The 21,388-nt window shown below is 41.7% G+C and carries 22 protein-coding genes and 1 other annotated feature; of the genes, 1 reads left to right on the top strand and 21 read right to left on the bottom strand.

All coding sequences use genetic code 11. The features are described 5' to 3' along the window. Positions 1–120 precede the first annotated feature (120 nt). Positions 121–1,065 carry a 4-hydroxy-3-methylbut-2-enyl diphosphate reductase gene (locus tag ACFVS1_RS04680; protein ID WP_048685698.1) on the top strand — a complete coding sequence of 315 codons (945 nt, stop codon included), beginning with the start codon at positions 121–123 and terminating at the stop codon, positions 1,063–1,065. Between the two features lie 43 nt (positions 1,066–1,108). On the opposite strand, the gene ACFVS1_RS04675 is transcribed toward ACFVS1_RS04680, so the two are convergent. The 21 genes from ACFVS1_RS04675 to yqfC all read right to left on the bottom strand — a co-directional run bounded on the left by ACFVS1_RS04675 (position 1,109) and on the right by yqfC (position 21,367). Continuing rightward, the gene (locus tag ACFVS1_RS04675) at positions 1,109–2,227 is read right to left on the bottom strand and encodes a Nif3-like dinuclear metal center hexameric protein (protein ID WP_387545339.1); all 1,119 of its coding nucleotides are present in this window, start codon (positions 2,225–2,227) and stop codon (positions 1,109–1,111) included. After that, complete coding sequence (locus ACFVS1_RS04670; RefSeq protein ID WP_387545336.1) at positions 2,224–2,931, bottom strand: tRNA (adenine(22)-N(1))-methyltransferase; 708 nt, start codon at positions 2,929–2,931, stop codon at positions 2,224–2,226. The genes ACFVS1_RS04675 and ACFVS1_RS04670 overlap by 4 nt, the downstream gene beginning before the upstream one ends. A 214-nt stretch (positions 2,932–3,145) precedes the next feature. Further along, entirely contained in the window at positions 3,146–3,514 is a 369-nt protein-coding gene (gene cccA / locus ACFVS1_RS04665; RefSeq protein ID WP_352919855.1) for a cytochrome c550, read from the bottom strand. 206 nt (positions 3,515–3,720) lie between these two features. Then, complete coding sequence (locus ACFVS1_RS04660) at positions 3,721–4,269, bottom strand: hypothetical protein (RefSeq protein ID WP_352919852.1); 549 nt, start codon at positions 4,267–4,269, stop codon at positions 3,721–3,723. 169 nt (positions 4,270–4,438) lie between these two features. After that, positions 4,439–5,572, bottom strand: a complete 1,134-nt coding sequence (gene rpoD / locus ACFVS1_RS04655) for an RNA polymerase sigma factor RpoD (protein ID WP_034308477.1) — start codon at positions 5,570–5,572, stop codon at positions 4,439–4,441. A gap of 35 nt (positions 5,573–5,607) precedes the next feature. Continuing rightward, positions 5,608–7,413, bottom strand: coding sequence for a DNA primase (gene dnaG / locus ACFVS1_RS04650; protein ID WP_241589932.1), 1,806 nt, complete (start codon positions 7,411–7,413; stop codon positions 5,608–5,610). A gap of 51 nt (positions 7,414–7,464) precedes the next feature. Further along, the gene (locus tag ACFVS1_RS04645) at positions 7,465–7,920 is read right to left on the bottom strand and encodes a YaiI/YqxD family protein (protein WP_101223469.1); all 456 of its coding nucleotides are present in this window, start codon (positions 7,918–7,920) and stop codon (positions 7,465–7,467) included. A gap of 513 nt (positions 7,921–8,433) precedes the next feature. Beyond that, on the bottom strand, positions 8,434–9,243 hold the full coding sequence (locus ACFVS1_RS04640) for a pyruvate, water dikinase regulatory protein (protein WP_101223470.1): 810 nt from the start codon (positions 9,241–9,243) through the stop codon (positions 8,434–8,436). Positions 9,244–9,271: 28 nt separating this feature from the next. Beyond that, positions 9,272–9,910, bottom strand: a complete 639-nt coding sequence (gene ccpN, locus ACFVS1_RS04635; protein WP_352919849.1) for a transcriptional regulator CcpN — start codon at positions 9,908–9,910, stop codon at positions 9,272–9,274. Between the two features lie 160 nt (positions 9,911–10,070). Beyond that, positions 10,071–12,140: a glycine--tRNA ligase subunit beta gene (gene glyS / locus ACFVS1_RS04630; protein WP_387545331.1), complete on the bottom strand. Its 2,070-nt coding sequence runs from the start codon at positions 12,138–12,140 to the stop codon at positions 10,071–10,073. Then, on the bottom strand, positions 12,127–13,023 hold the full coding sequence (gene glyQ / locus ACFVS1_RS04625) for a glycine--tRNA ligase subunit alpha (RefSeq protein ID WP_034308488.1): 897 nt from the start codon (positions 13,021–13,023) through the stop codon (positions 12,127–12,129). The genes glyS and glyQ overlap by 14 nt, the downstream gene beginning before the upstream one ends. 97 nt (positions 13,024–13,120) lie before the next feature. After that, positions 13,121–13,297, bottom strand: a binding site (T-box leader). Positions 13,298–13,355: 58 nt separating this feature from the next. Next, positions 13,356–14,108, bottom strand: coding sequence for a DNA repair protein RecO (gene recO, locus ACFVS1_RS04620; RefSeq protein ID WP_352919843.1), 753 nt, complete (start codon positions 14,106–14,108; stop codon positions 13,356–13,358). Between the two features lie 33 nt (positions 14,109–14,141). Next, positions 14,142–14,285 (bottom strand): YqzL family protein, encoded by a 144-nt coding sequence (locus tag ACFVS1_RS04615; RefSeq protein ID WP_076365246.1) that lies wholly within the window; start codon positions 14,283–14,285, stop codon positions 14,142–14,144. 99 nt (positions 14,286–14,384) lie between these two features. Beyond that, a complete protein-coding gene (era, locus tag ACFVS1_RS04610; RefSeq protein WP_241589830.1) occupies positions 14,385–15,314 on the bottom strand; it encodes a GTPase Era in 930 nt (309 codons plus the stop codon). Then, positions 15,307–15,705 (bottom strand): cytidine deaminase, encoded by a 399-nt coding sequence (locus ACFVS1_RS04605; protein WP_214743874.1) that lies wholly within the window; start codon positions 15,703–15,705, stop codon positions 15,307–15,309. The genes era and ACFVS1_RS04605 overlap by 8 nt, the downstream gene beginning before the upstream one ends. Before the next feature lie 39 nt (positions 15,706–15,744). After that, complete coding sequence (locus tag ACFVS1_RS04600; protein ID WP_352919838.1) at positions 15,745–16,122, bottom strand: diacylglycerol kinase family protein; 378 nt, start codon at positions 16,120–16,122, stop codon at positions 15,745–15,747. Beyond that, positions 16,100–16,576, bottom strand: a complete 477-nt coding sequence (gene ybeY, locus ACFVS1_RS04595; protein ID WP_137019112.1) for an rRNA maturation RNase YbeY — start codon at positions 16,574–16,576, stop codon at positions 16,100–16,102. The genes ACFVS1_RS04600 and ybeY overlap by 23 nt, the downstream gene beginning before the upstream one ends. After that, entirely contained in the window at positions 16,573–18,735 is a 2,163-nt protein-coding gene (locus ACFVS1_RS04590) for an HD family phosphohydrolase (protein WP_387545326.1), read from the bottom strand. The genes ybeY and ACFVS1_RS04590 overlap by 4 nt, the downstream gene beginning before the upstream one ends. A 178-nt stretch (positions 18,736–18,913) precedes the next feature. Then, positions 18,914–19,876, bottom strand: coding sequence for a PhoH family protein (locus ACFVS1_RS04585; RefSeq protein WP_241589833.1), 963 nt, complete (start codon positions 19,874–19,876; stop codon positions 18,914–18,916). 3 nt (positions 19,877–19,879) lie between these two features. Continuing rightward, complete coding sequence (yqfD, locus tag ACFVS1_RS04580; RefSeq protein WP_352919831.1) at positions 19,880–21,067, bottom strand: sporulation protein YqfD; 1,188 nt, start codon at positions 21,065–21,067, stop codon at positions 19,880–19,882. Between the two features lie 15 nt (positions 21,068–21,082). After that, positions 21,083–21,367 carry a sporulation protein YqfC gene (gene yqfC, locus ACFVS1_RS04575; protein WP_034308511.1) on the bottom strand — a complete coding sequence of 95 codons (285 nt, stop codon included), beginning with the start codon at positions 21,365–21,367 and terminating at the stop codon, positions 21,083–21,085. Positions 21,368–21,388 lie beyond the last annotated feature (21 nt).

Here is a 21,388-nt window from a genome sequence, read left to right as displayed (position 1 = left end):
CAAAAAATTTACCAATAACTGATTTTATGTAAATATGATGTTTTGTAATATCATCTATGGTCTTATATAATAGAAAGGTATAAAAAGTGAGAGTTTCTTGCCTTGAAGGAGGACACATAGATGAAAGTAATTAAAATTTCCCCGCGCGGCTATTGTTATGGCGTTGTCGATGCCATGGTCATCGCCCGTAATGCGGCTTTAGATAAAACCTTGCCACGTCCCATTTACATTTTAGGAATGATTGTTCATAACAAACATGTGACGGATGCGTTTGAAGAAGAAGGCATCATCACGTTGGACGGCAGCAACCGCAACGATATCATCGAACAGGTGGACAGCGGAACCGTCATCTTTACTGCTCACGGCGTTTCACCTGAGATTAGGAAGATCGCCGAGAAAAAAGGTCTTGTCACACTCGATGCTACATGTCCCGATGTTACCGCAACACATGACTTAATTCGGGAAAAACAAGCGGAAGGCTATCAAATCATTTATATTGGCAAAAAAGGCCATCCGGAACCAGAGGGTGCTGTCGGAGTTGCTCCCGATGTCGTTCACCTGGTTCAAAAGGATGAAGATGTGGAAGCCTTGACATTGAATAGTGATAAGATCATTGTCACCAATCAAACAACGATGAGCCAATGGGATGTATTGGATATCATGGATAAGGTCAAGGAAAAGTTTCCACATGCCGAAGTCCATAAGGAAATTTGTTTAGCGACACAGGTTCGCCAAGAAGCGGTTGCCGAGCAAGCTGGCGAAGCTGATGTTTTAATCGTTGTCGGAGACCCCAAGAGTAATAATTCAAACCGCCTTGCACAAGTTTCCCAAGAGATTGCCGGCACGAGAGCTTATCGGATCGCTGACATTTCCGAGCTGAACCTTGAATGGCTAAAAGATGCAGAAACAGTTGCCGTCACTTCAGGAGCTTCAACACCTACTCCGATCACGAAGGAAGTTATCGCATTTCTGGAGCAATATGAAGCAAATGATGAATCGACTTGGAATACCGAAAAGAAAACGCCATTGCATAAAATTTTACCTAAGATTAAAGTGAAGAAATGAAAAAAAGAAAGGCAGCCACTATTGGCTGCCTTTTTCGTGATATTTAAATGAAACGGAAAGGGTCTGTATTCAGCCTGGATGGAATGAATTCCACATCGTAGTTCTTTTCGCGGCACATTTTTTCAAGGATTCGTGCCACCCCTTTTTTCATCACCTTTTCAACATTGTGGCCTGGATCCACGATATTCAATCCAAGCATCATCGCGTCATGGGCTGTATGATAATACATGTCACCTGTAACGTATACATCAGCTCCCTTGAATTTCGCTGTCGTAAAATATTTATTGCCATCTCCGCCCAACACGGCCACTTTTTTGATTGGGCTTTGCAAGTCACCAACGACACGCACCTTTTCAACATCAAGTGTCCGCTTCACATGTTCGGAAAATTGTTCAAGTGTCATTTCTTCTGGAAGTACACCGATCTTCCCTAAGCCAAGAGACTCCCCTTTATTCTCCAGTTTATATATATCATGAGCAACTTCCTCATATGGATGGGCTTTGATCATCGCAGCTAGCACTTTCTTCTCGATATTTTCCGGAAATATCGTTTCGACCCGCATTTCAGCTACTTCTTCAAGCTTTCCTTGCGAACCAATTACCGGCTCACTGCCATCACCTGGCAAGAAGCGTCCGGTACCTTCCCCGGAAAACGAACAATTGCTGTAATTCCCGATCGCTCCGGCCCCCGCCTTACCTATGGCTTCCCTCACCTTTTGTGCGTCGGCCTTTGGAACATATACGACCAATTTCTTTAGAGCTGTCTCGGTAGTTGGAATCAATACTTCTGTGTCCTGCAATTGTAGCGCTTCGGCAAGTAAATCATTTACTCCGCCCTTAGCAACATCCAAATTGGTATGTGCAGCATAAACAGCGATATCATGTTTGATCAGCTTTTCGATGATGCGGCCTCCAGCAGTGTTTGTGTCGATCCTTTTCAAAGGTCGGTAAATAAGCGGATGATGAGCGATGATCAATTCCGCGCCATGTTCTATCGCTTCGTCTACAACCTCTTCCAGCACATCAAGGGCAATCAGCACTTTAGTAACTGGCTTATTGAGCTGACCTACATGCAGCCCGATCGGATCTCCCTCCATTGCATAATGCTTTGGGGAGAATTGTTCAAACGTTTCAATGATTTTGTGACCATTCACTGTCTTCACCCTTTAAGCACCTCCTCAATTACGGAAATTTGGGATTTTAATTCGTTGCGCTTCGTTTCCAGTCCGCTTCTTCCGCTTTCATCCAATTGTTCGATGATTCTTTCCAAATGTTTTTTCTCTAGCTGCCATTTTTTTATGAAAATGTCACTGAATTGCTCTCTTAAGTATGGACCGAACGTGAGGCCTGCTTGCTTGTTTACCCGATAAGGGCGGAGCGGGTCCCCTTTTTCAGCAATTAAGATTTCATAGATTTTCCCATCTTCCTCAAGGATTTCCTCTCCAATAAGTTCAAAGCCGTTTTCAATAAGCCAGCTGCGAACATTCGCTGCACCGACATTAGGCTGAAGAATAAGCCTTTCTGCCTTGCCGAGTTTTCCTTTTCCGCTTTCCAATATACTTGATATTAAAGTACCTCCCATGCCCGCAATCGTTATGCAAGTCGCTTCATCGGGCTTCAATACTTCAAGCCCGTCTCCTTTACGGACCTCTATCTTGTCTCCAAGCCCCGTCATTGCAACTTGCTTGCGTGCTGACTGATATGGCCCTTCTACAACCTCACCTGCTATTGCGCTGTCACACAAGCCGTTAGTCACAGCATAGCACGGCAAATAAGCATGATCGGAACCTATATCTGCAAGGATGCTTCCTTTTGGTATATGTATGGCAACACGTTCTAATCTCATCGATAGTTTTTCATGGTTCATATTTATCAACTCTCTTAATTCAAATAATGTCTTACTATAATTCGTTTCCCTTTCGATTATACCAAGTTCAATCGGAAAATTACAGAAAGGAGAATAAGGACTCTTTCTATCAGTGGGCAAAAGAAACTTCCCATCTGGAATCTCCTTTTCTGAATAAATAAAAACTGACTCAAAAAGTTCGCTTTCCAACGATTTCTTGAGTCAGTTTCATGAATTATTTCAGTCCATGAATATATTCGGCCATGGCGTCAATGTTCTGTTCTTCGACTAAACCTGATGGCATCGCACCTCGTCCATTAGTGATCACGTCTTTGACCTCGTCAACCGACAGACGATCGCCAACTCCTTTTAGAGCCGGCCCGACGCCGCCTTGATAGGCGTTACCATGACAAGAGATACAGTTTTGCTTATAGATGTCCTCAGGTGATGCTGAGGCACTTTCTGTTTCTTCTGTCTTTCCGCCGCCCTCTTTTTCCTTAGCAAGATCTTTGGCATCACCCAAACCTTTAAACGAAAGTAAAAACATAAGTCCAATACCAAAAACCATGATAATAATAAAAGGCATTACTGGATTGCGATTCATAGTATTCCCTCCCCTATGTAGAACCTAAACTTACCATATTTAATATTATATACAAACAGCTATATATTATTTTACTTGAAAAGGGTTTCAAGTAAAAGCCCAAAAATAGAAGATATTATATAATTTCTTAAAATTGTCAAAAACTTATGTATATTTCCAAACACTTTTACTTTTTCTTACATATATTTAATAATACCCTAAAACTACTAATTAAAACCGCTAGAATTTACTAAAAAAAAGTAAAGAATGACCAATGCTCCCAAGCCTCCCGCAATGGAAAAATGGAGCAGCTTCAGTTTTTTGCCCATTAAAATCCAAAGTCCGCAATTAATGAACAAGAAAATATAAAGGATACTCACTTTGCCGGGCGCCATGAATTCGGCAAAACTGACTGTTAATAAAAGCAAAGATAGCGCCATGCCCATCAAGGCCATTTGAAAAATGATTTTCCTGCCGGTAAAGCGGCGGACCGCCAGCCCAAAGACAAGAATTGAAATTGTTGTCATAAGCATTTGCATTCTTATGGGTATTTCAGTAAAATAATTCAAAAATACAATAAATGCAAAAAGGGCTCCAATCAACACCCCGGAAAAGATGTCGTTTTTTACGCTCCCGGTTTTAGCAGAATTGGATGGCGGCATTTCGCCTTGACAGTATAATGCTAGCAGATAATTACAATATTGCTCCGGAAGCATACGACTTTCCTTCCAGGAGTTTATTTCTTGAATGATGATTTTCTTTCTCATCTCATCCATGAATCTCACATCCTCATGATGATCATTTCTTTTGACGACTTAGCTTTTACAATTTTCTACATTGAATGGGTAATCATTGTCCTTGCAGGATATTTTTACATCGAAACTAAAAAAAGAGCCGCTCCCGAACGCTGGGCATTCAAAGAGGGCTCTGTGAAGGGCATATATTCTATTCCAGGAAATCTTTCAAGCGTTTGCTGCGGCTTGGATGTCTCAGTTTACGCAGCGCCTTCGCTTCGATTTGACGGATACGCTCGCGGGTGACCCCAAATACTTTACCTACCTCTTCAAGAGTACGGGTACGGCCATCATCAAGGCCAAAGCGGAGTCTCAAGACGTTCTCTTCACGGTCAGTAAGAGTATCCAATACATCTTCAAGCTGTTCTTTCAATAGTTCATATGCAGCATGCTCCGATGGAGAAGTTGCATCCTGGTCTTCAATGAAATCACCTAAATGTGAATCGTCTTCTTCACCTATTGGCGTTTCCAATGAAACCGGTTCCTGAGCTATTTTCAAGATTTCACGAACTTTTTCAGGTGTTAAGTCCATATCCTCCGCAATTTCTTCCGGAGAAGGTTCACGTCCTAAATCCTGAAGAAGCTGTCTTTGGACACGGATCAATTTATTGATGGTTTCCACCATATGCACCGGTATCCGGATCGTTCTAGCTTGGTCGGCAATGGCACGGGTTATCGCTTGGCGAATCCACCATGTTGCATACGTACTGAATTTGAATCCCTTGCGGTAATCAAATTTTTCCACTGCCTTGATAAGTCCCATATTACCTTCTTGAATCAAATCAAGGAAAAGCATTCCGCGTCCGACATAGCGTTTGGCGATACTGACAACAAGACGAAGGTTAGCTTCTGCCAAACGGCGTTTCGCTTCTTCATCCCCATCTTCGATTCTCGTCGCCAGAGAGATTTCCTCTTCTGCCGATAAAAGGTCGACCCGACCAATTTCCTTTAAGTACATGCGTACTGGGTCATTGATTTTAACGCCAGGAGGAACACTTAAATCATTTAAGTCAAACTCTTCTTCTTTTGCAAGCTTCTTCTCATCCGGATCATCTTCATCCTCGTCTTCCTCACCATCAGTGAGTATTTCGACGCCATTTTCTGCTAACACCTCATAGAACTCATCCATTTGATCGGAATCCAATTCAAAACCGCCAATCATTTCAGCGATTTTTTCTAAAGTCAAAGAGCCTCGTTTTTTACCTAGCTCTAGTAATTTTTCTTTCACCTGTTCAAGGCTAAATTCATTATCAACTTGTTTGGAACGTGCTGGTTTTTCAGCCATTAGTTCCCCTCCTTCCAGGACTTACACCTAAACGACTACAACAATTTACGCAATTTAATGATTTCCATGGCAATTTGTGCAGCAGTGACATAATCACTTCGCCTAACTGCATCTTTTTCTTCAACTTGTTTTTCTTTTATCTTTAACAACTTTTCATATTTCAACACTTGATTTATACAATCGGTCAGTTCTTTATCGGTAACTTCCTCATTCACTGACATCATTTCTATTTCCGAAACGATCCTTCTCAAGTTTGGATCCGGTAAATAAGTAAGGAAAAAGCTTGTATCCGGTTCGTGTCCATCTTCATAGAACGCATATAAATAGGTGATGATTGCCTGATGTTCATCTACATGAAAGACCGTTTGTCCAAGCAATTGCTGAATTTTGAAAGTCGTATCCCTGCTTTTTAGCATATGGGCGATCAACTTCATTTCAGCATTATGGTGAGCAGGCTTTAATTTATGCTCATATTGCAGGGACATTTGCTTTTGGGCTGCAGGCTGCGGCAGTGTCCCCTTCTTGCGTTCCGTAAAGAACACCTGACGCTGCTGCTGTTCCAGCGCATCCAATGATAGGGAAAATTCAGAGGATAGCTGCCGAAGATAATGATCCCTCTCCACTGCATTTGGCAATCGTGAAATTTCTTTAAGGACTTCTTCGATATATTGAATTCGATCTCCTTCATTATTTACATTTTTCCCTCGACGCAAATAATGCATTTTGAATGCCATGTAGGTTAAACTGGCCCCTATTACTTCAGAAACAAAGCTTTTTTCACCGAATTCCTTTATGTAGTCATCGGGGTCCAAGTTATCAGGCATGAGAGCGACTTTCACGGAAAATTCGTGGTCCTGCAGCATATTAACTGCACGATTGGCAGCGTTCAATCCCGCAGAGTCCGAATCGTAGCATATAAGTATCTGGTCAGTATTTCTTTTTAAAAGCTGTATATGCTGATCCGTCAGGGCAGTACCCATTGTAGCGACAGCATTCTCCACACCTGCGCCAACAGCTGAAATGCAATCGGCAAAGCCTTCAAAAATGACTGCTTGTTCTTTCTTTCGTATGTGTGGTCTTGCATGATGGAAATTATATAAAGTTTTACTTTTATTAAAGATTGGCGTTTCAGGACTATTCAAATATTTGGGCTCATCGTCCCCCATCGCTCTTCCTGAAAATGCAATCGTATTTCCTTGATGATCCATAATTGGAAACATGACTCTATTTCTGAAACGGTCAAAATATGACTCGTCTTTTTCCCTGTAAATAATAAGCCCTGCCTGCTCCATGTATTCCGCCGGAAACCCGCGTTTTAAAAGAAACTTGGACACGAAATCCCATGAATCCAAAGAGTAGCCAATTTGGAACTTTTCTATCGTCTCTTCAGTAAACCCGCGTTTAAGTAAATATTCGAGAGCATCCTGCCCCTCTTTCGTATTAACGAGGAGATGATGATAAAACTTCCTCAGCAGGTCATGTGCCTCAACCATTTGCTGCGAGCCTGCCGGCATGTTAGAACGCTTGGAATCCTTATTGATTTCAACATCCAAAGGAACATTTCCTTTTTCGGCTAAAACTTTTGCAGATTCCACAAAGCTGTAGCCTTCTATATCCATTAAGAAGGTAAAAATATTTCCCCCTGCCCCGCAACCAAAACAGTGAAAGATTTGTTTTTCCGTAGAAACGGAAAACGAGGGCGAGTTTTCACCATGAAAAGGACATAGGCCAAAGTAATTGCGGCCCTGCTTCTTTAACTGGACATACTCTCCAATTAAATCAACAATGTCAACTGCTTCACGAATTTGATTAATTTTCTCATCTTCTATACGGCCATTTATCATTTTTCCACCTTGCAATATTGGTGATAGTTTTTAATTCGATACTGTTTCCTAATTCCCTGCAAAGTTCGACAATGTTTTCAAAAGTTTATTTGTAAAACATGCACGATCTTCCTTCGTGAATGCTTTGGGCCCTTTTGTATGCTTACCCTGCCTGCGGAGTTTCGCCGACTGATAACGCATATCCAAGAGCATGAAAATATTCTCGTCCGTGTATTCTTTTCCCCTTGGCGAAAGGACATAAACGTTTTTCGGAAGCAGGGTTCCAGCCAAACCAATATCTGCAGTAACGACAATATCACCCTTTTTTACTGAGTTTACTATATAAAGATCTGCCGCTTCTTTGTCTGCATCAACATATACCCATTTACCTTCAGGGTTATTCATCATATTTTTATATGATGCAACAAAACAGACTTCAACATCGTGCAAACTTGCACAATGAAGGATTTCGTCTTTCACCGGGCATGCATCGGCATCGACGTGTATCGTAGGTTTATTATTCATAACTTCTAATTCTACATCTTTCTGCATAATCCTTTTTCTCCCCTAAACTTTATGAAGATATGGTGAATTTTCAGCATTGTTCCAGAGAGTTTCCTCTAAAAGAGCACACATTATTCTCCAAGGAATACCTGCTCATTTAAGTGAAAGCACATCTTTTGCCTTGAAAAAGACCAGCCCCTCCTGAATTATACGGAACATGTCGAATTATTTTTATGATAAAAACCTTGACATCTCATTAACCTTTAGTTTATTCCTTATTAATTAAGTCTAAACCTTAAGATTACTTTTTTCTCACAATTTTTTATTATAGTCTATTTGTTTAGAAGATGCCAACATTTAAATTCCGTTTTTGTTTTCATGCAAATCAAAGGATTTAACGGTTGAACACAACGAGGAATTTTATGTAATTTTTTTGAACTTATTCTTTTTATTCCCTATTTAACCTTGGCATTAAAATGTGAGCTGACACATAAAGTGCCTAGCTCACATCTTGATTTATCTTACTTATAAGGATTAACGGTTTTTGTTTTGAAGAATATTGATTATCAAATTGGCTGTTTCTTCAACAGCTTTATTGGTTACATCAATGATAGGACAGTTCAACCTTGATATGATGGTATCAAAGTATGTCAATTCTTCTTTTATGCGCTCCACATTTGCATAAATCGCATGATCATTAAGCCCAAGCGACTTTAATCGTTCTTTACGAATATGGTTCAGCTTTTCCGGGCTGATCTTTAAACCAATGCATTTTTCAGGAGGTACCAGGAACAGCTCTTCTGGAGGTTCCACTTCAGGCACTAAAGGTACGTTCGCGACCTTATATCGTTTGTGGGCTAAATACTGTGATAACGGCGTTTTGGAAGTGCGTGAAACACCGACAAGGACGATATCTGCACGTAAAATGCCCCGAGGGTCACGTCCATCATCATATTTTACGGCAAATTCAATGGCTTCCACACGTTTGAAATAGTCATCATCCAGCTTTCTTACAAGACCAGGTTCATTAAGCGGCCCTTTTGGCGCCCTTTCCTCAAGGATGTCCATGAGCGGCCCTAAAATGTCATAAGCAGACAAATTTTCTTTCTCGACCTGTGCTTTCATATACGCTCTAATAGCCGGCTTCACAAGAGTGTAAGCAATGATTGCCCCATCCAACTTAGCCAGTGATATCACTTCATCCACGTTTTGTTCATCTTCAATATACGGAATTCTCTTTATGGAAAATGCAGATCCCGAGAACTGGCTTGCAGCGGCTTTTGTAACCAATTCCGCTGTTTCCCCTACCGAATCCGATACAACATATATAATAGAACCGTTCATATTCTCCGTCATTCCTTTTGCAAGCCCCCTAATAGCCTTCATCAGCCAAAGCTACGAATGCTTTCGTAATATTGGTTTTTGTAATCCTTCCAATCACTTCATAGCCTTTTTCTGTGTCTTTGACGACCGGTAATGAGTCGATTTGTTTATCAATCAATTTTTTGGCCACATCAATCAAAAGGTCTTCTTTTGAACACATTGTAATATTGGGCATCCTAGTCATGATGATATTGACTGGAATGGAGTTAAGCTCTTGTTTCCCAATACTCGCACGCAACAAGTCTTTCCTTGATAAGACACCAACTAGCAATGCATGCTTATCGACCACGAACATTGTTCCGACATCTTCTAAAAACATCATGACGATTGCATCATATACGGAAATGCCCTCGTCAACAACGACGGGTATCGATTGGTAGTCTCGTACATAAAGATGGTTAAGGCTGTCGGTCAAAAGCTGTGTCCCTGACCTGCCTGTATAAAAATACCCCACTCGCGGCCTGGCATCAAGAAAACCTGCCATCGTTAAAATGGCTAGATCTGGACGAAGTGTCGCCCTGGTTAGGTTCAATTTATCCGCAATATGTTCTCCAGTAATCGGTCCGTTTTCTTTTACAATTTGTAAAATTTGCTCCTGACGCTTGTTCAATTGGATTATAATCACCACCCCACTGCTTTCGCAGAGTAAAGTAACAAAATTTATTCATTTAATAATTATATACTAAATTATTTAATAAGGGCATTTTTGTCCTATTTATTGACCATTATCTTTTTAAGAAATCGGAAACCCTATTTAAAGTGTTTCCGATTTCCATCCATCCTTTCGATCATGTAAGGATGATTTTATTCATGGCAGCAAAGCCTGCAACCAAATCACTGATTTCCTTCATTAAGGATAAACGGTTATTACGGATTGCTTCATCATCTGCCATGACCATTGTATTCTCGAAATATGACTCTATTTCCGATTGTAGCGAAACAAGCTGTTCAAACCGCTCATTCTCATCTTTAGATTCCATATAACGGATTGCCACTTTTTGATATTTTACATATAACGCATTTTCTTGTTCATTTTCAAAGGCAGAAGGATCAACTGTCACCTTATTGTCACATTTAACAGCAATGTTCATGACCCGACTTAATGCTTCCAGGCTTTCTTTAAACCCTGCTTCGTCCTTTTTAGCATTCAAGACATGTGCACGTTCCACGATAGAGTGGATATAACCGATCTCATTGAACAGAACTGCATCAATTAAATCGTAACGGATTTGCTGTTCTTGAAGCAGATGTTTGACACGTGCTTTAAAGAATGTGAACATATCCGCTTTAACTTCTTCAAGATCACGTTTTAAGATGCCTTTTGATTCCAGTCCTTTAAGGCCTAAAACAATAAGCTCCTCTAGAGAAATATTCCATTTCTTCTCCGCTAGGATTTGGACGACACCGCTCGCCTGCCTTCTTAATGCGTAAGGATCCTGGGAACCTGTCGGAATGACGCCAATAGCGAAGAATGAAGACAAAGTATCCATTTTTTCAGCTAAACTCACAACCGCGCCAATCACTGAAGGCGGTACATTGTCATCCGCATGTCTTGGCATATAATGTTCATTGATTGCGGCGGCCACTTCTTTAGCTTCACCTTTTAAGAGCGCATATTTTTCACCCATATACCCTTGCAATTCAGGGAATTCATAAACCATTTGACTCACCAAATCGAACTTGGCAATTGCCGCTGTACGAAGCGCCATTTCTTTTTCCGCCTTTAAATCCAAAGCATCCGCAAGGTCACCGGTCAAAGCAGTTACCCGGGCAGTTTTCTCGGCTAATGTACCGATTTCTTCATGATAAACGATGCTGTCAAGCTTTTTCAAAGCATCCGAAATTTCTTTTTTCTGATCTTCTTTGTAGAAGAATGCTGCATCCGATAGGCGGGCACGCAATACTTTTTCATTCCCTTTAGAAACCTTATCCAAATGGCGGTCATCGCCATTACGCACGGTTACAAAGTGAGCAAGCAGCTTCCCGTCCTGATCTTTAACAGGGAAATAACGTTGATGTTCCTTCATCGATGTGATAAGCACCTCAGCTGGAAGCTCAAGGAACTCTTCTTCAAAATTTCCAAATAACACCGTTGGATACTCTACCAAATTATTGACTTCTTCAAGCAGGTCTTCATCGACTGGGATGATCCAGCCTTTCTCCTGCTCAAGTTCTTTAATCTGATCCATTATAACTTGCCGGCGTTTATCTGGATTCGCCATAACAAATTGCTCTTTTAGCGTATCTTCGTACAGTTCCGGCAGTTCGATGCTAGCGCTATCGCCCAAGAAACGGTGTCCTTTTGTTTCTCGGCCCGTTTCCACATCAGCAATGCTGAATGGCACAATGTCATTGCCGAATAAGGCAATCAGCCATTTAATCGGACGGACGAAGCGGAGCTCCTGATTGGCCCAACGCATATTTTTCGGGAACGTCATGCCGCTGATGATTTCAGCAAGCTCAGATAAAAGCTGAACGGTCTGCTGTCCTTTTATGAATTTATTCACATGGGCATATTCTACACCCTTGAGTTCTTTAAAATAAATGTCCTCTGAAGTCATGCCTTGACCCCTGACGAATCCCAATGCGGCTTTAGACCAGTTGCCTTCACTGTCCAAAGCGATTTTCTTAGCCGGGCCTTTTGCTTCTTCTTCGATATCCTCTTGGGACTCTTCTACGTCTTTCACCAGAACGGCCAAACGTCTTGGTGTGGAAAAAGCTTCAACCGTTCCGAATTCAATCGCTTTTTCCGTTAGCCATTGCTGCACCTTATCTGACAACTGTTTCATTGATGCTGTCACAAAACGGGCAGGCAGCTCTTCCAATCCAATTTCCAATAACAAATCACGCTTGCTCATTTGTATTCTCCCCTTTCACTTTCAGAATCGGGAAGCCTAATTTTTCCCGCTCTTCATAGAAGGTTTTGGCAACCTTGCGCGCTAGGTTACGGCACCGGGCAATATAACCCGTTCTTTCCGTCACCGAGATGGCACCTTTGGCATCCAAAAGGTTAAATGTATGTGAACATTTCAAAACATAATCATATGCGGGATGTACAAGTCCTTCTTCCATTTGGCGATGCGCTTCCTTTTCATACATCGTGAAAAGCTGAAACAGCATATCAAGGTCGGAGGTTTCGAACGTATATTTCGAATGTTCGTATTCCGGCTGTCCAAATATATCCCGAACTGTGAATCCATCTGTCCATTCCAGGTCAAATACGTTTTCCTTATCTTGAATGTAAGAGGCGAGACGTTCGATCCCGTATGTAATTTCCACGGAAACCGGCTTGCACTCAAGTCCGCCCACTTGTTGGAAATATGTAAATTGCGTGATTTCCATTCCATCAAGCCACACTTCCCAACCGAGACCAGCACATCCTAGTGATGGATTTTCCCAGTTGTCCTCCACAAAGCGAATATCATGCTCAAGCGGGTTGATCCCTAAAGCGCGTAAAGAATCCAAATATAACTCTTGGATATTGTCAGGTGACGGCTTCATGATCACTTGGAACTGATGGTGCTGATACAGTCGGTTAGGGTTCTCACCATAACGACCGTCAGCAGGACGGCGTGAGGGCTCCACGTAAGCTACGCTCCAAGGCTCCGGTCCAATGGCTCTCAGGAACGTGTATGGGCTCATCGTTCCTGCCCCTTTTTCGACATCATAAGCATTCATTAATATGCAGCCTTGTTCAGACCAATGCTTTTGTAACGTTAAAATCATATTTTGAATATTCATCGTACACCTCCAGGTTATTTAAAACGGCTCTTTTTAAAATGAGGTCGGAACCCATCACATTTTGGCAAACAAAAAACTCCCGTCCCTATGCGAAATGCATAGGGACGAGAGTTTACCCGCGGTTCCACCCTAATTGCCGTTTATAAAACGGCCTCTTTTCAAAGCAACATGCTCCGGAAACGCCCTTCCCTGTAAATCCATATCCCGGCTTCCACTGTCCCGGGTTCGCTTTTTATGGAGAATGACAGATACTCTTTTCCATCAACGCAATCTTCTTATTTTGATGATTAGAATTTTATACAAACTAGCATGGAATGTCAATAGGTCAGATCCTAAAACATATCTTTCATCGTATCAATCTGCTTCAGGAACTTTTTTGATTTCAAATTCAGACCAGAATATTCCTCATAATAAGCATCGATGATCTTCTGCAGTTCTTTTTTCGTTTCAGGCTTGACGGAAATGTTTCCGAGCCTTGATAAATCGAAATAATAAAAGATCCGCAGCAATTTGACGGCTGCAGGTGAAATTTTATAATGATAAGGGTCCTTCCCTAGGCAGCGGTGACAAATGAAGCCCGCTTCCCGAAGTGAGAAGGAGAATTCCCCTTCCGTTTCACCACATACAGCACACTGATTCAGCACTGGGTTAATCCCATTGACGGGCAGCATCTTCATTTCAAAAATGAATTTCAATACCTCTGCGTCATATTCTTCGTTTATGTAATGCAAGGTTTGCGAAAGCAACTCATACAAATATGGATTCGGTTTCTTATCCTCGACGCTTTTATCAAGCAATTCAACAATATAAGAAGCATAAGCAGTGGCAAAAAGATCCTCCCTTATGAAACGGAGTGAATCGACCATTTCGCCTTGCTGGAGACTTCCGAGTCCGGTTGATGTAGTTACAAGAAAATACCCGGAGCAAAAAAGCTGTGTGACGGCAGAAAGCCTGCTGTTAGGTTTACTGGCTCCTCTAGCCATAACGCCAATCTTTCCTAGCTCACGGGTATATATAGTAATGATTTTGTTATTTTCTCCATATGCAGTTCGCCTTATGACAATGCCCTCACATTTTTGGAGCATACCAAGACACCACCCATGCTCGCCAAGGCTATCCTATGAAACAGGAAAATCAATTTCTGCTAGCTCATCATTCAATACCAAGTGTCTTTCCTGTCTTTCGACTTCTATCTCCTTAAACAGCAAATAGGTGTCCACATTACCTGTTTCAGTGAATAATTCCCAGGTAAAATCCAACATATAAAGCCCACCTTTCATTTTTAACTAGCAATATGAATATCCGACCATATGATTAGCTTGACCGTTTTCCAAACTTTCATGACGCGTAAATTTTGTTAATTAATACTCGCTCTCATTGAAGCCATAATCGCGAAGCTGGCTTGCTTTGTTACGCCAATCCTTCTGCACCTTCACCCACAGTTCCAGGAAAACTTTCGAGCCCAATAAGTTTTCGATATCCACTCTGGCACGGCTGCCGACTTCTTTAAGCATTTTCCCTTGCTTTCCGATGACAATGCCTTTTTGTGAATCACGTTCGACAACGATCGTCGCCATGACATTAATGGTGTCGCTGTTATCCATTTTTTTGATGGAATCGATGACAACAGCCACCGAATGCGGTATTTCTTCCCGTGTCAGGTGCAGCACCTTCTCGCGAACCAATTCGGAAATGATAAAACGTTCCGGGTGATCGGTCACTTGATCAGCCGGATAAAACTGGGGACCCTCAGGCAAGTGTTCCTTGATTTGTTCAAGCAATGTCTCGACGTTATTTCCTTCAAGTGCAGAAATTGGAACAACTGCCGCAAAAGGGTAAAGCTGTTGGTATTTTTCAATGATCGGAAGTAAATCATCTGGATGCATCGCATCGATTTTGTTTACCACCAGGAAAACAGGCGTTTTTACGGATTGAAGTTTTTCAATGATAAACTCGTCACCGCGTCCGTATCCTTCAGTCGCATTGATCATGAAGAGAATCAAATCGACTTCCTTCAATGTATTCGTGGCCACTTTCATCATGAAATCACCAAGCTTATGCTTTGGTTTATGAATGCCAGGTGTATCGATGAAAATCATTTGTGAATCGTTTTGCGTAAGTACACCTTGGACCTTATTTCTTGTAGTTTGCGGTTTATCGCTCATGATGGCGATCTTTTGACCGATGACTCGATTCAGAAATGTACTCTTTCCAACATTAGGTCGTCCGATAATCGAAATGAAACCTGATTTGTAATCTTTTACTTGTGTATCATTAAATAATTTATCCATTCAAATCCTCCGGTGAAAAAGCTCCTGGAAGCAATTCCTGTACTGTTAGTTCTTTAATATCCCCATTTAAGTTGGTCAAAACAACCGGCATATCCTTTTCGCACAGCTCTGAAATAACCTGCCTGCATGCCCCGCATGGGGAAACGGGACCATCGGTATCTGCCACGACTGCAAGTTTAGTGAATTTTTTATCGTCATGGGCATAAGCGCTGAATAAAGCTGTCCTTTCGGCGCAATTACACATGCTGTATGCTGCATTTTCTATATTACAACCATGATAGACCTTTCCATCAGCGGTTAAAAGGGCAGCCCCCACCTTAAATTTGGAGTAAGGCACATAGGCTTTATCCCTTGCTTTTTTAGCTTCCTCAATCAATTCTTTTGTATTCAATTCACATCTTCCTTTCAAATTGAGTACCATTTCGGCAGTCTATAGGCCAAACTTAGGCAAAAAGATAATCAATCCAACTATTATAGAAAATATAGCATATATGAATACAGCTCCGGCTGCAATATCTTTTGCCTGCTTGGCAAGCGGATGAATTTGATCCGTTACCAGGTCCACTACTCTTTCAATCGCTGAATTAACGAGCTCCAACGCAATCGTACCGGCTATGGCCGCCAAAATGAAAAGCCACTCCATCCCATTCAATGAGAAGTACCAACCAAAGAATACGACAATTGCCGTTAATGTGAAGTGAATCTTGATATTGCGTTCAGTCCGAACAGCCTCCAAAATTCCCTGACAGGCAAAAGAGAAACTTTTTAATAAAGGATACCTTTTTTTACCCTTCTCTTGAAAGCCCATATTCTTCCAAGATCTCCTTTTGTTTTGTGAACATCACTTTTTCATCTTCTTCATTCATGTGGTCAAATCCTAATAAGTGAAGAAAACCATGCAGTGCCAAAAATCCAAGTTCCCGGTCAAATGAATGACCATATTCTTCAGCCTGTTCTTTCGTGCGCTCAATGGAAATGATGATATCCCCTAACATGCGGGGCATTTCGGCCCCGACAATTTCCACTTCATCTTCTCCCATTTCTTCAAGTGCAAATGAAATGACATCTGTAGCTGAATCTTTATTACGATATTCTTTATTGATTTCCCGAATCCTATCATTGTCTACAAATGTGACTGACAGCTCGGTGTCTTTTTCAATGTTTTCTTTTCTAGCCGCAAATTGCAGAATGCTTTCAACAAGGTGCTGAGCTTCCTCCGTTACTTCGTTCGTTTCATCCAAAAAATCGATAGCTAAAATCATTCTTTCACCTTCTGTCCTAATTTATCCGACTCCGGATATTCAATCCTGGAGTGGAAGATCCCATTAAGCGATTCACATAAGGAATGCTTCACGATACTCAATTCTCTCATAGTAATGTCACATTCATCAAATTGACCATCCGAAATCCTGTCCTGAATGATGAAACTTACCAGTTCTTCAATCTTCTCCGGAGTTGGGTGCTTCATCGATCTCACTGCAGCTTCCACACTATCGGCTATGCCGATGACGGCTACTTCTTTCATTACCGCCCTCGGCCCGGGATATCGGTAGTCTGCCTCGGGTGTGGACTCATCTTGTTTTTTTGCCTTATGGTAGAAAAATTTCAATAAAGTGGTCCCATGATGCTGCTCTGCAATATCCACGATCTCTTTCGGGAATTTGTGACTGCGAAGCATCTCCCCGCCGTCTACGGCATGGGCAATGATGATATCCCGGCTCGTTTCCGGCTGCAGCCGATCATGCGGGTTCTCTTCATTCATCTGATTTTCGATGAAGAAATGCGGCCGCTTCGTTTTACCGATATCATGATAATAACTGCCGACCCTTGCCAGCAATCCATTCGACCCGATGGCTTCACAAGCCGATTCCGCCAAATTGGCCACCATCACGCTATGATGATATGTGCCCGGAGCCTCTATCAAGATCCTTCGAAGTAATGGGTGATTGGGATTCGCTAGCTCGATGAGCTTAATCGAAGATAAGATCCCGAAACCAGCCTCGAAAAACGGTAACAGCCCCATTGTCAAAACAGCTGAACCCACTCCAGAACCCATCGCAGCAGCAGCATAATACAAGTACTCCATTCTAGTATAATGGCTGTCCATAATAAAGATGAGCGAAAAAACAAATGCCATATTGATTAAAGCCAATAGCAGCCCCGCTACCAGTACCTTTGATTTGAAATTTGGCCTGGATAGAATGATGATTGCCGTCAATCCCCCGAAAATGATATAAAGCCCCATCGAGAAATCCAGATTTCCAGGTGTATCGCCATTAAATATAATCGTACCATACGAACCTAACAATATGATCATTGCCACCGCTAACTTATCATTCAATAATATCTTGATGAGCATCGCCGCCATGGCACCCGGAAAAATGTATTCCAGGTTCGAGTTTTTCAGGTCTGCCAGAATGCTGACCGTTTTCATGGTAGCCATCGAAAGGATAAAGACAAGACTGAAGATCAATAACTGATTGTACTTGTTATCCTTTTTGGAAACGGAATAGTAGAAATAGTAATAAAAAGCGGCAAAAGTCAGGAATATGAATAAAAGCAGGCCGATATACGGGTAAATGGTAGACTCCGTATTTAAAAAGCCTGCCAGTTCAAGCTGCCTATATACATCCCTGTCCACTAATTGATTTTCTTCAACGATGATTTGACCTTGAAGGATCCTGATTGGCTCCACGCTTTCAATCGCTTTCCTTCGCTGTTCTTCGGTTTTGTCCTTATCGAAAAATACATTCTGAATGATCGCCGTACGTGCAAGGGAAGTGGAGGCTTTTTTCATATCGCCGCTAATGCTCATATAACCCAATTCCTCTACAACTTTCTTCTTGGCATTTTCGACGTCACTTGCAGCGATTCGGGAGCTCATCACATTATTCACGGCTGTGATCGTTGAATCCTTCGCTATTTTCAACTCATCTTCATCCGCCTGCACTAATGCCAGGAAAACAGATTCATCGATATTTTTATTCACTTCGTCAGTCAATTTTTCTTTTAAAATGGAAACTTTTTGAGCATCCGTCTTTACGGGCTCTTTTTCGTCATCTTCTTTATGATCTTCATCGATGTCCGTTTCCTTATTCACCTCTATTGCTGAATCGAAAATGGATGAAATCAGATCGACTTTATTTTTGGCATATTCTTTTTTTAAAGAATAAACATCCGCCACCTGTTTTGAAATCTCTTCTTTTTCCTGTTCCGTCTTATAGGTATCTTCCACAGTCTTGGTTGAACGTATGGTTTGTTCCGCAGGCTTAAAAAGCTCTACCTGGACCCTTTCCGGCTTAACATTGGAGAACATTAACCCATACGCAAACAAACCAAGTATGATGAACAAAAGCACTTGAAAAAAGCGATGGACCAACAGCCCTTTTATTTGAGTGAAAAATTTCTGGATACGATTCAAGGAAGGTCCTCCTAAAAAAATGATGTTTATTATTCTTTATATGTAAAATCATAACAGTTTTTATGTGGATTTTCACCTTCGTATTGATAAATGAAGCTTCATATCCACCTTTTCCCCATAAAGTTTGTCATTTAGACACATCACGAAAAATCCGCCGATTGAGATGGCGGATTTTTTCTTATGACTTTGCCTGCTCGTAAGCAGTAATGATTTTGGCGACAAGCGGATGTCTTACTACATCACTTTGTTCAAAATAAACAAAGGAAAGGCCTTTAACATTCTTCAAGATCTCTTCTACCCGGACCAGACCTGACTTCATGCCTTTCGGAAGATCAATCTGGGTCCGATCTCCCGTAATGACCATTTTCGATCCGAAACCAAGCCGGGTCAAGAACATCTTCATTTGCGCTTCCGTCGTATTCTGGGCTTCATCCAATATGACAAAGGCATCTTCAAGCGTACGGCCCCTCATATAAGCCAGTGGGGCTATTTCAATCGTTCCGCGCTCTATCATCCTTAGCGTCTGTTCCATCCCTAGAAGGTCATGGAGAGCGTCATACAGCGGCCGTAGATATGGATCTACCTTCTCTTTCAGATCACCAGGCAGAAAACCAAGGCTTTCCCCTGCTTCAACGGCAGGCCGTGTCAGGATGATCCGTTTAACATGTCCATTTTTCAATGCATTGATGGCCATCACTACAGCAAGGTAGGTCTTCCCGGTTCCGGCAGGCCCGATTCCAAAAACAAGATCCTGTTTCTTTATAGCCTGGATATAGTATCTTTGCCCGATTGTTTTGACTTTAATGGATTTCCCCTTAGCCGTTTTAGCGATTTCCTCATCATATAATTCACCGAAATACTCCAATGTGCCTTTTCTTGCCAATTCAATTGCATAAAGCACATCTCTGGAACTGATTGCAATTCCTTTTCTGACCACTGTCAATAATGCCTTGAGGATTTCCTCCCCCATCGTTACCCGCTCGATATCCCCGGCAACACTCACCGCTTCACCCCGGGTTATGACGGAAATGCCTAGCTCCTCTTCGAGCACTTTTACATTTGCATCTCCATTGCCCAATAAAGCGATCGCTTCATTAGGTGATTCTATTTCCAGCTTAATTACTTTCACATCATCTGCCATTCGTTAGTCTCCTTGAATGATTGGTTGTCCAATCGCTATATCTTCAATAACTTGGTAATGTATAGATAATTTAACTTTACCATTCTCCATGCTTTCGTGCAAAATTTTTTCTTCGACGATTTCATCTTCCTCGTCTAAATGCTTTTTCAATTCAGCTTTAGCCATTTTCCTGCCTTCCTTCACCGCTTCTTTCTCCGTATAACTTCGTACAATATCTTCTTTGCTCCTTAAGGTCACTTGTTTATAGGAAATCGGCAATTCCCATTGAAGAAAGTGAAACGGCCTCATTGTCGTTTCTTTTTCCTGTTTTTCATATCCCGGATCCTTGAAACCCCATACCGGAAGGGAAAAGCCCCCCATTTTTAAAAAGTGCCTGCTCGTTTCATCTCCGTTAAAAACAGAAAACTTGGTTTTTAACGGAACTTCCACTTTCGCTTTATACCACGTTTTCCCTTTTATTACTCCCTGTGCGGATACAATTTCCTGTTTATCCTCTTTTCCAATCAATCCTGAAACAAGAAGCTGTCCCTTTCCTACATAATCATTCACATTAACAATAGATTGTCCTTTTTCAACGAACATATCAGTGATGATCGCTTTTTTAGAAGCTACCAAATTCTGTGGAGATGTTTTCTCGACCTCTTTAGGCTGCCGTTTTTCTACAACCCGAAAATGGTATGTCGTTCCCTTTAGCTCTACCCCTACCCATGTCAATGCACCAATCCGGTCCGACAGCTTACGCTGAATCGTATCCACATCATCAACAAAGAATTGCACTTTACCGATCTTCACGCCCATCTTGTCCAATTCTTTCCGAATGGCATGCTCGGTTGCCGGTTTGGCATCTTGAACCTCGATGCCCCATACCATATTAGAAAGTACGAATATGCAAAGCAGGAAAGCGATCATCCCCGCTAAAAATCCGCTGTTTTTCATGACTCTCTTCAATAGGAAAGGGAAACCCTTTCCCTGCATGAACTTTACTTTACAATCACTCTTACGCATGACCTGACGGAGTTTTGGGATATCCCTGATATCCATATGGAAAATCAGGGATTCACTTCCGACACGCTTCACTTCCCAAATATGAAGCCCCCTTCTCGTCAGCATATTGATCAGCCGTTCTGCACCTTTGCCATAAGCCTTCACCTTTACATAGCCTGTATAATAGTTTGTCCATTGGTTTTTCATGGAGACCTCCCGGGATCATTCATTGATAAAATAAACCTTATCAATTTTGCCTTCGAGCATGATTTCTTCCGGCAAAATCGTCTTTATGACAAAGGCATTTCCCTTTATCAGCAACTGCCCATTTTTCAGCATCAATCGCACTTCGCTGTCTGTAAAAGCCAATAAGCCACGATGGTTTTCAATATAAATATGTAATTGTCCAATCATTGTAATTCGCGGCAGGTCCATCATGACATCTTGCGGAAGGTCCATTGTTTTGGTCATAAGCTGTTTCACTTTTTTTCCCCAATTGCGTGCCATAAAAAAGAACCCCCTTTCATC

This window comes from Peribacillus sp. NPDC058075, from assembly GCF_042885195.1.
GTDB lineage: Bacteria > Bacillota > Bacilli > Bacillales > DSM-1321 > Peribacillus.
The sequence above is the reverse complement of the archived record's forward strand: the minus strand, read 5'-3'. Positions and strand labels throughout refer to the sequence as shown.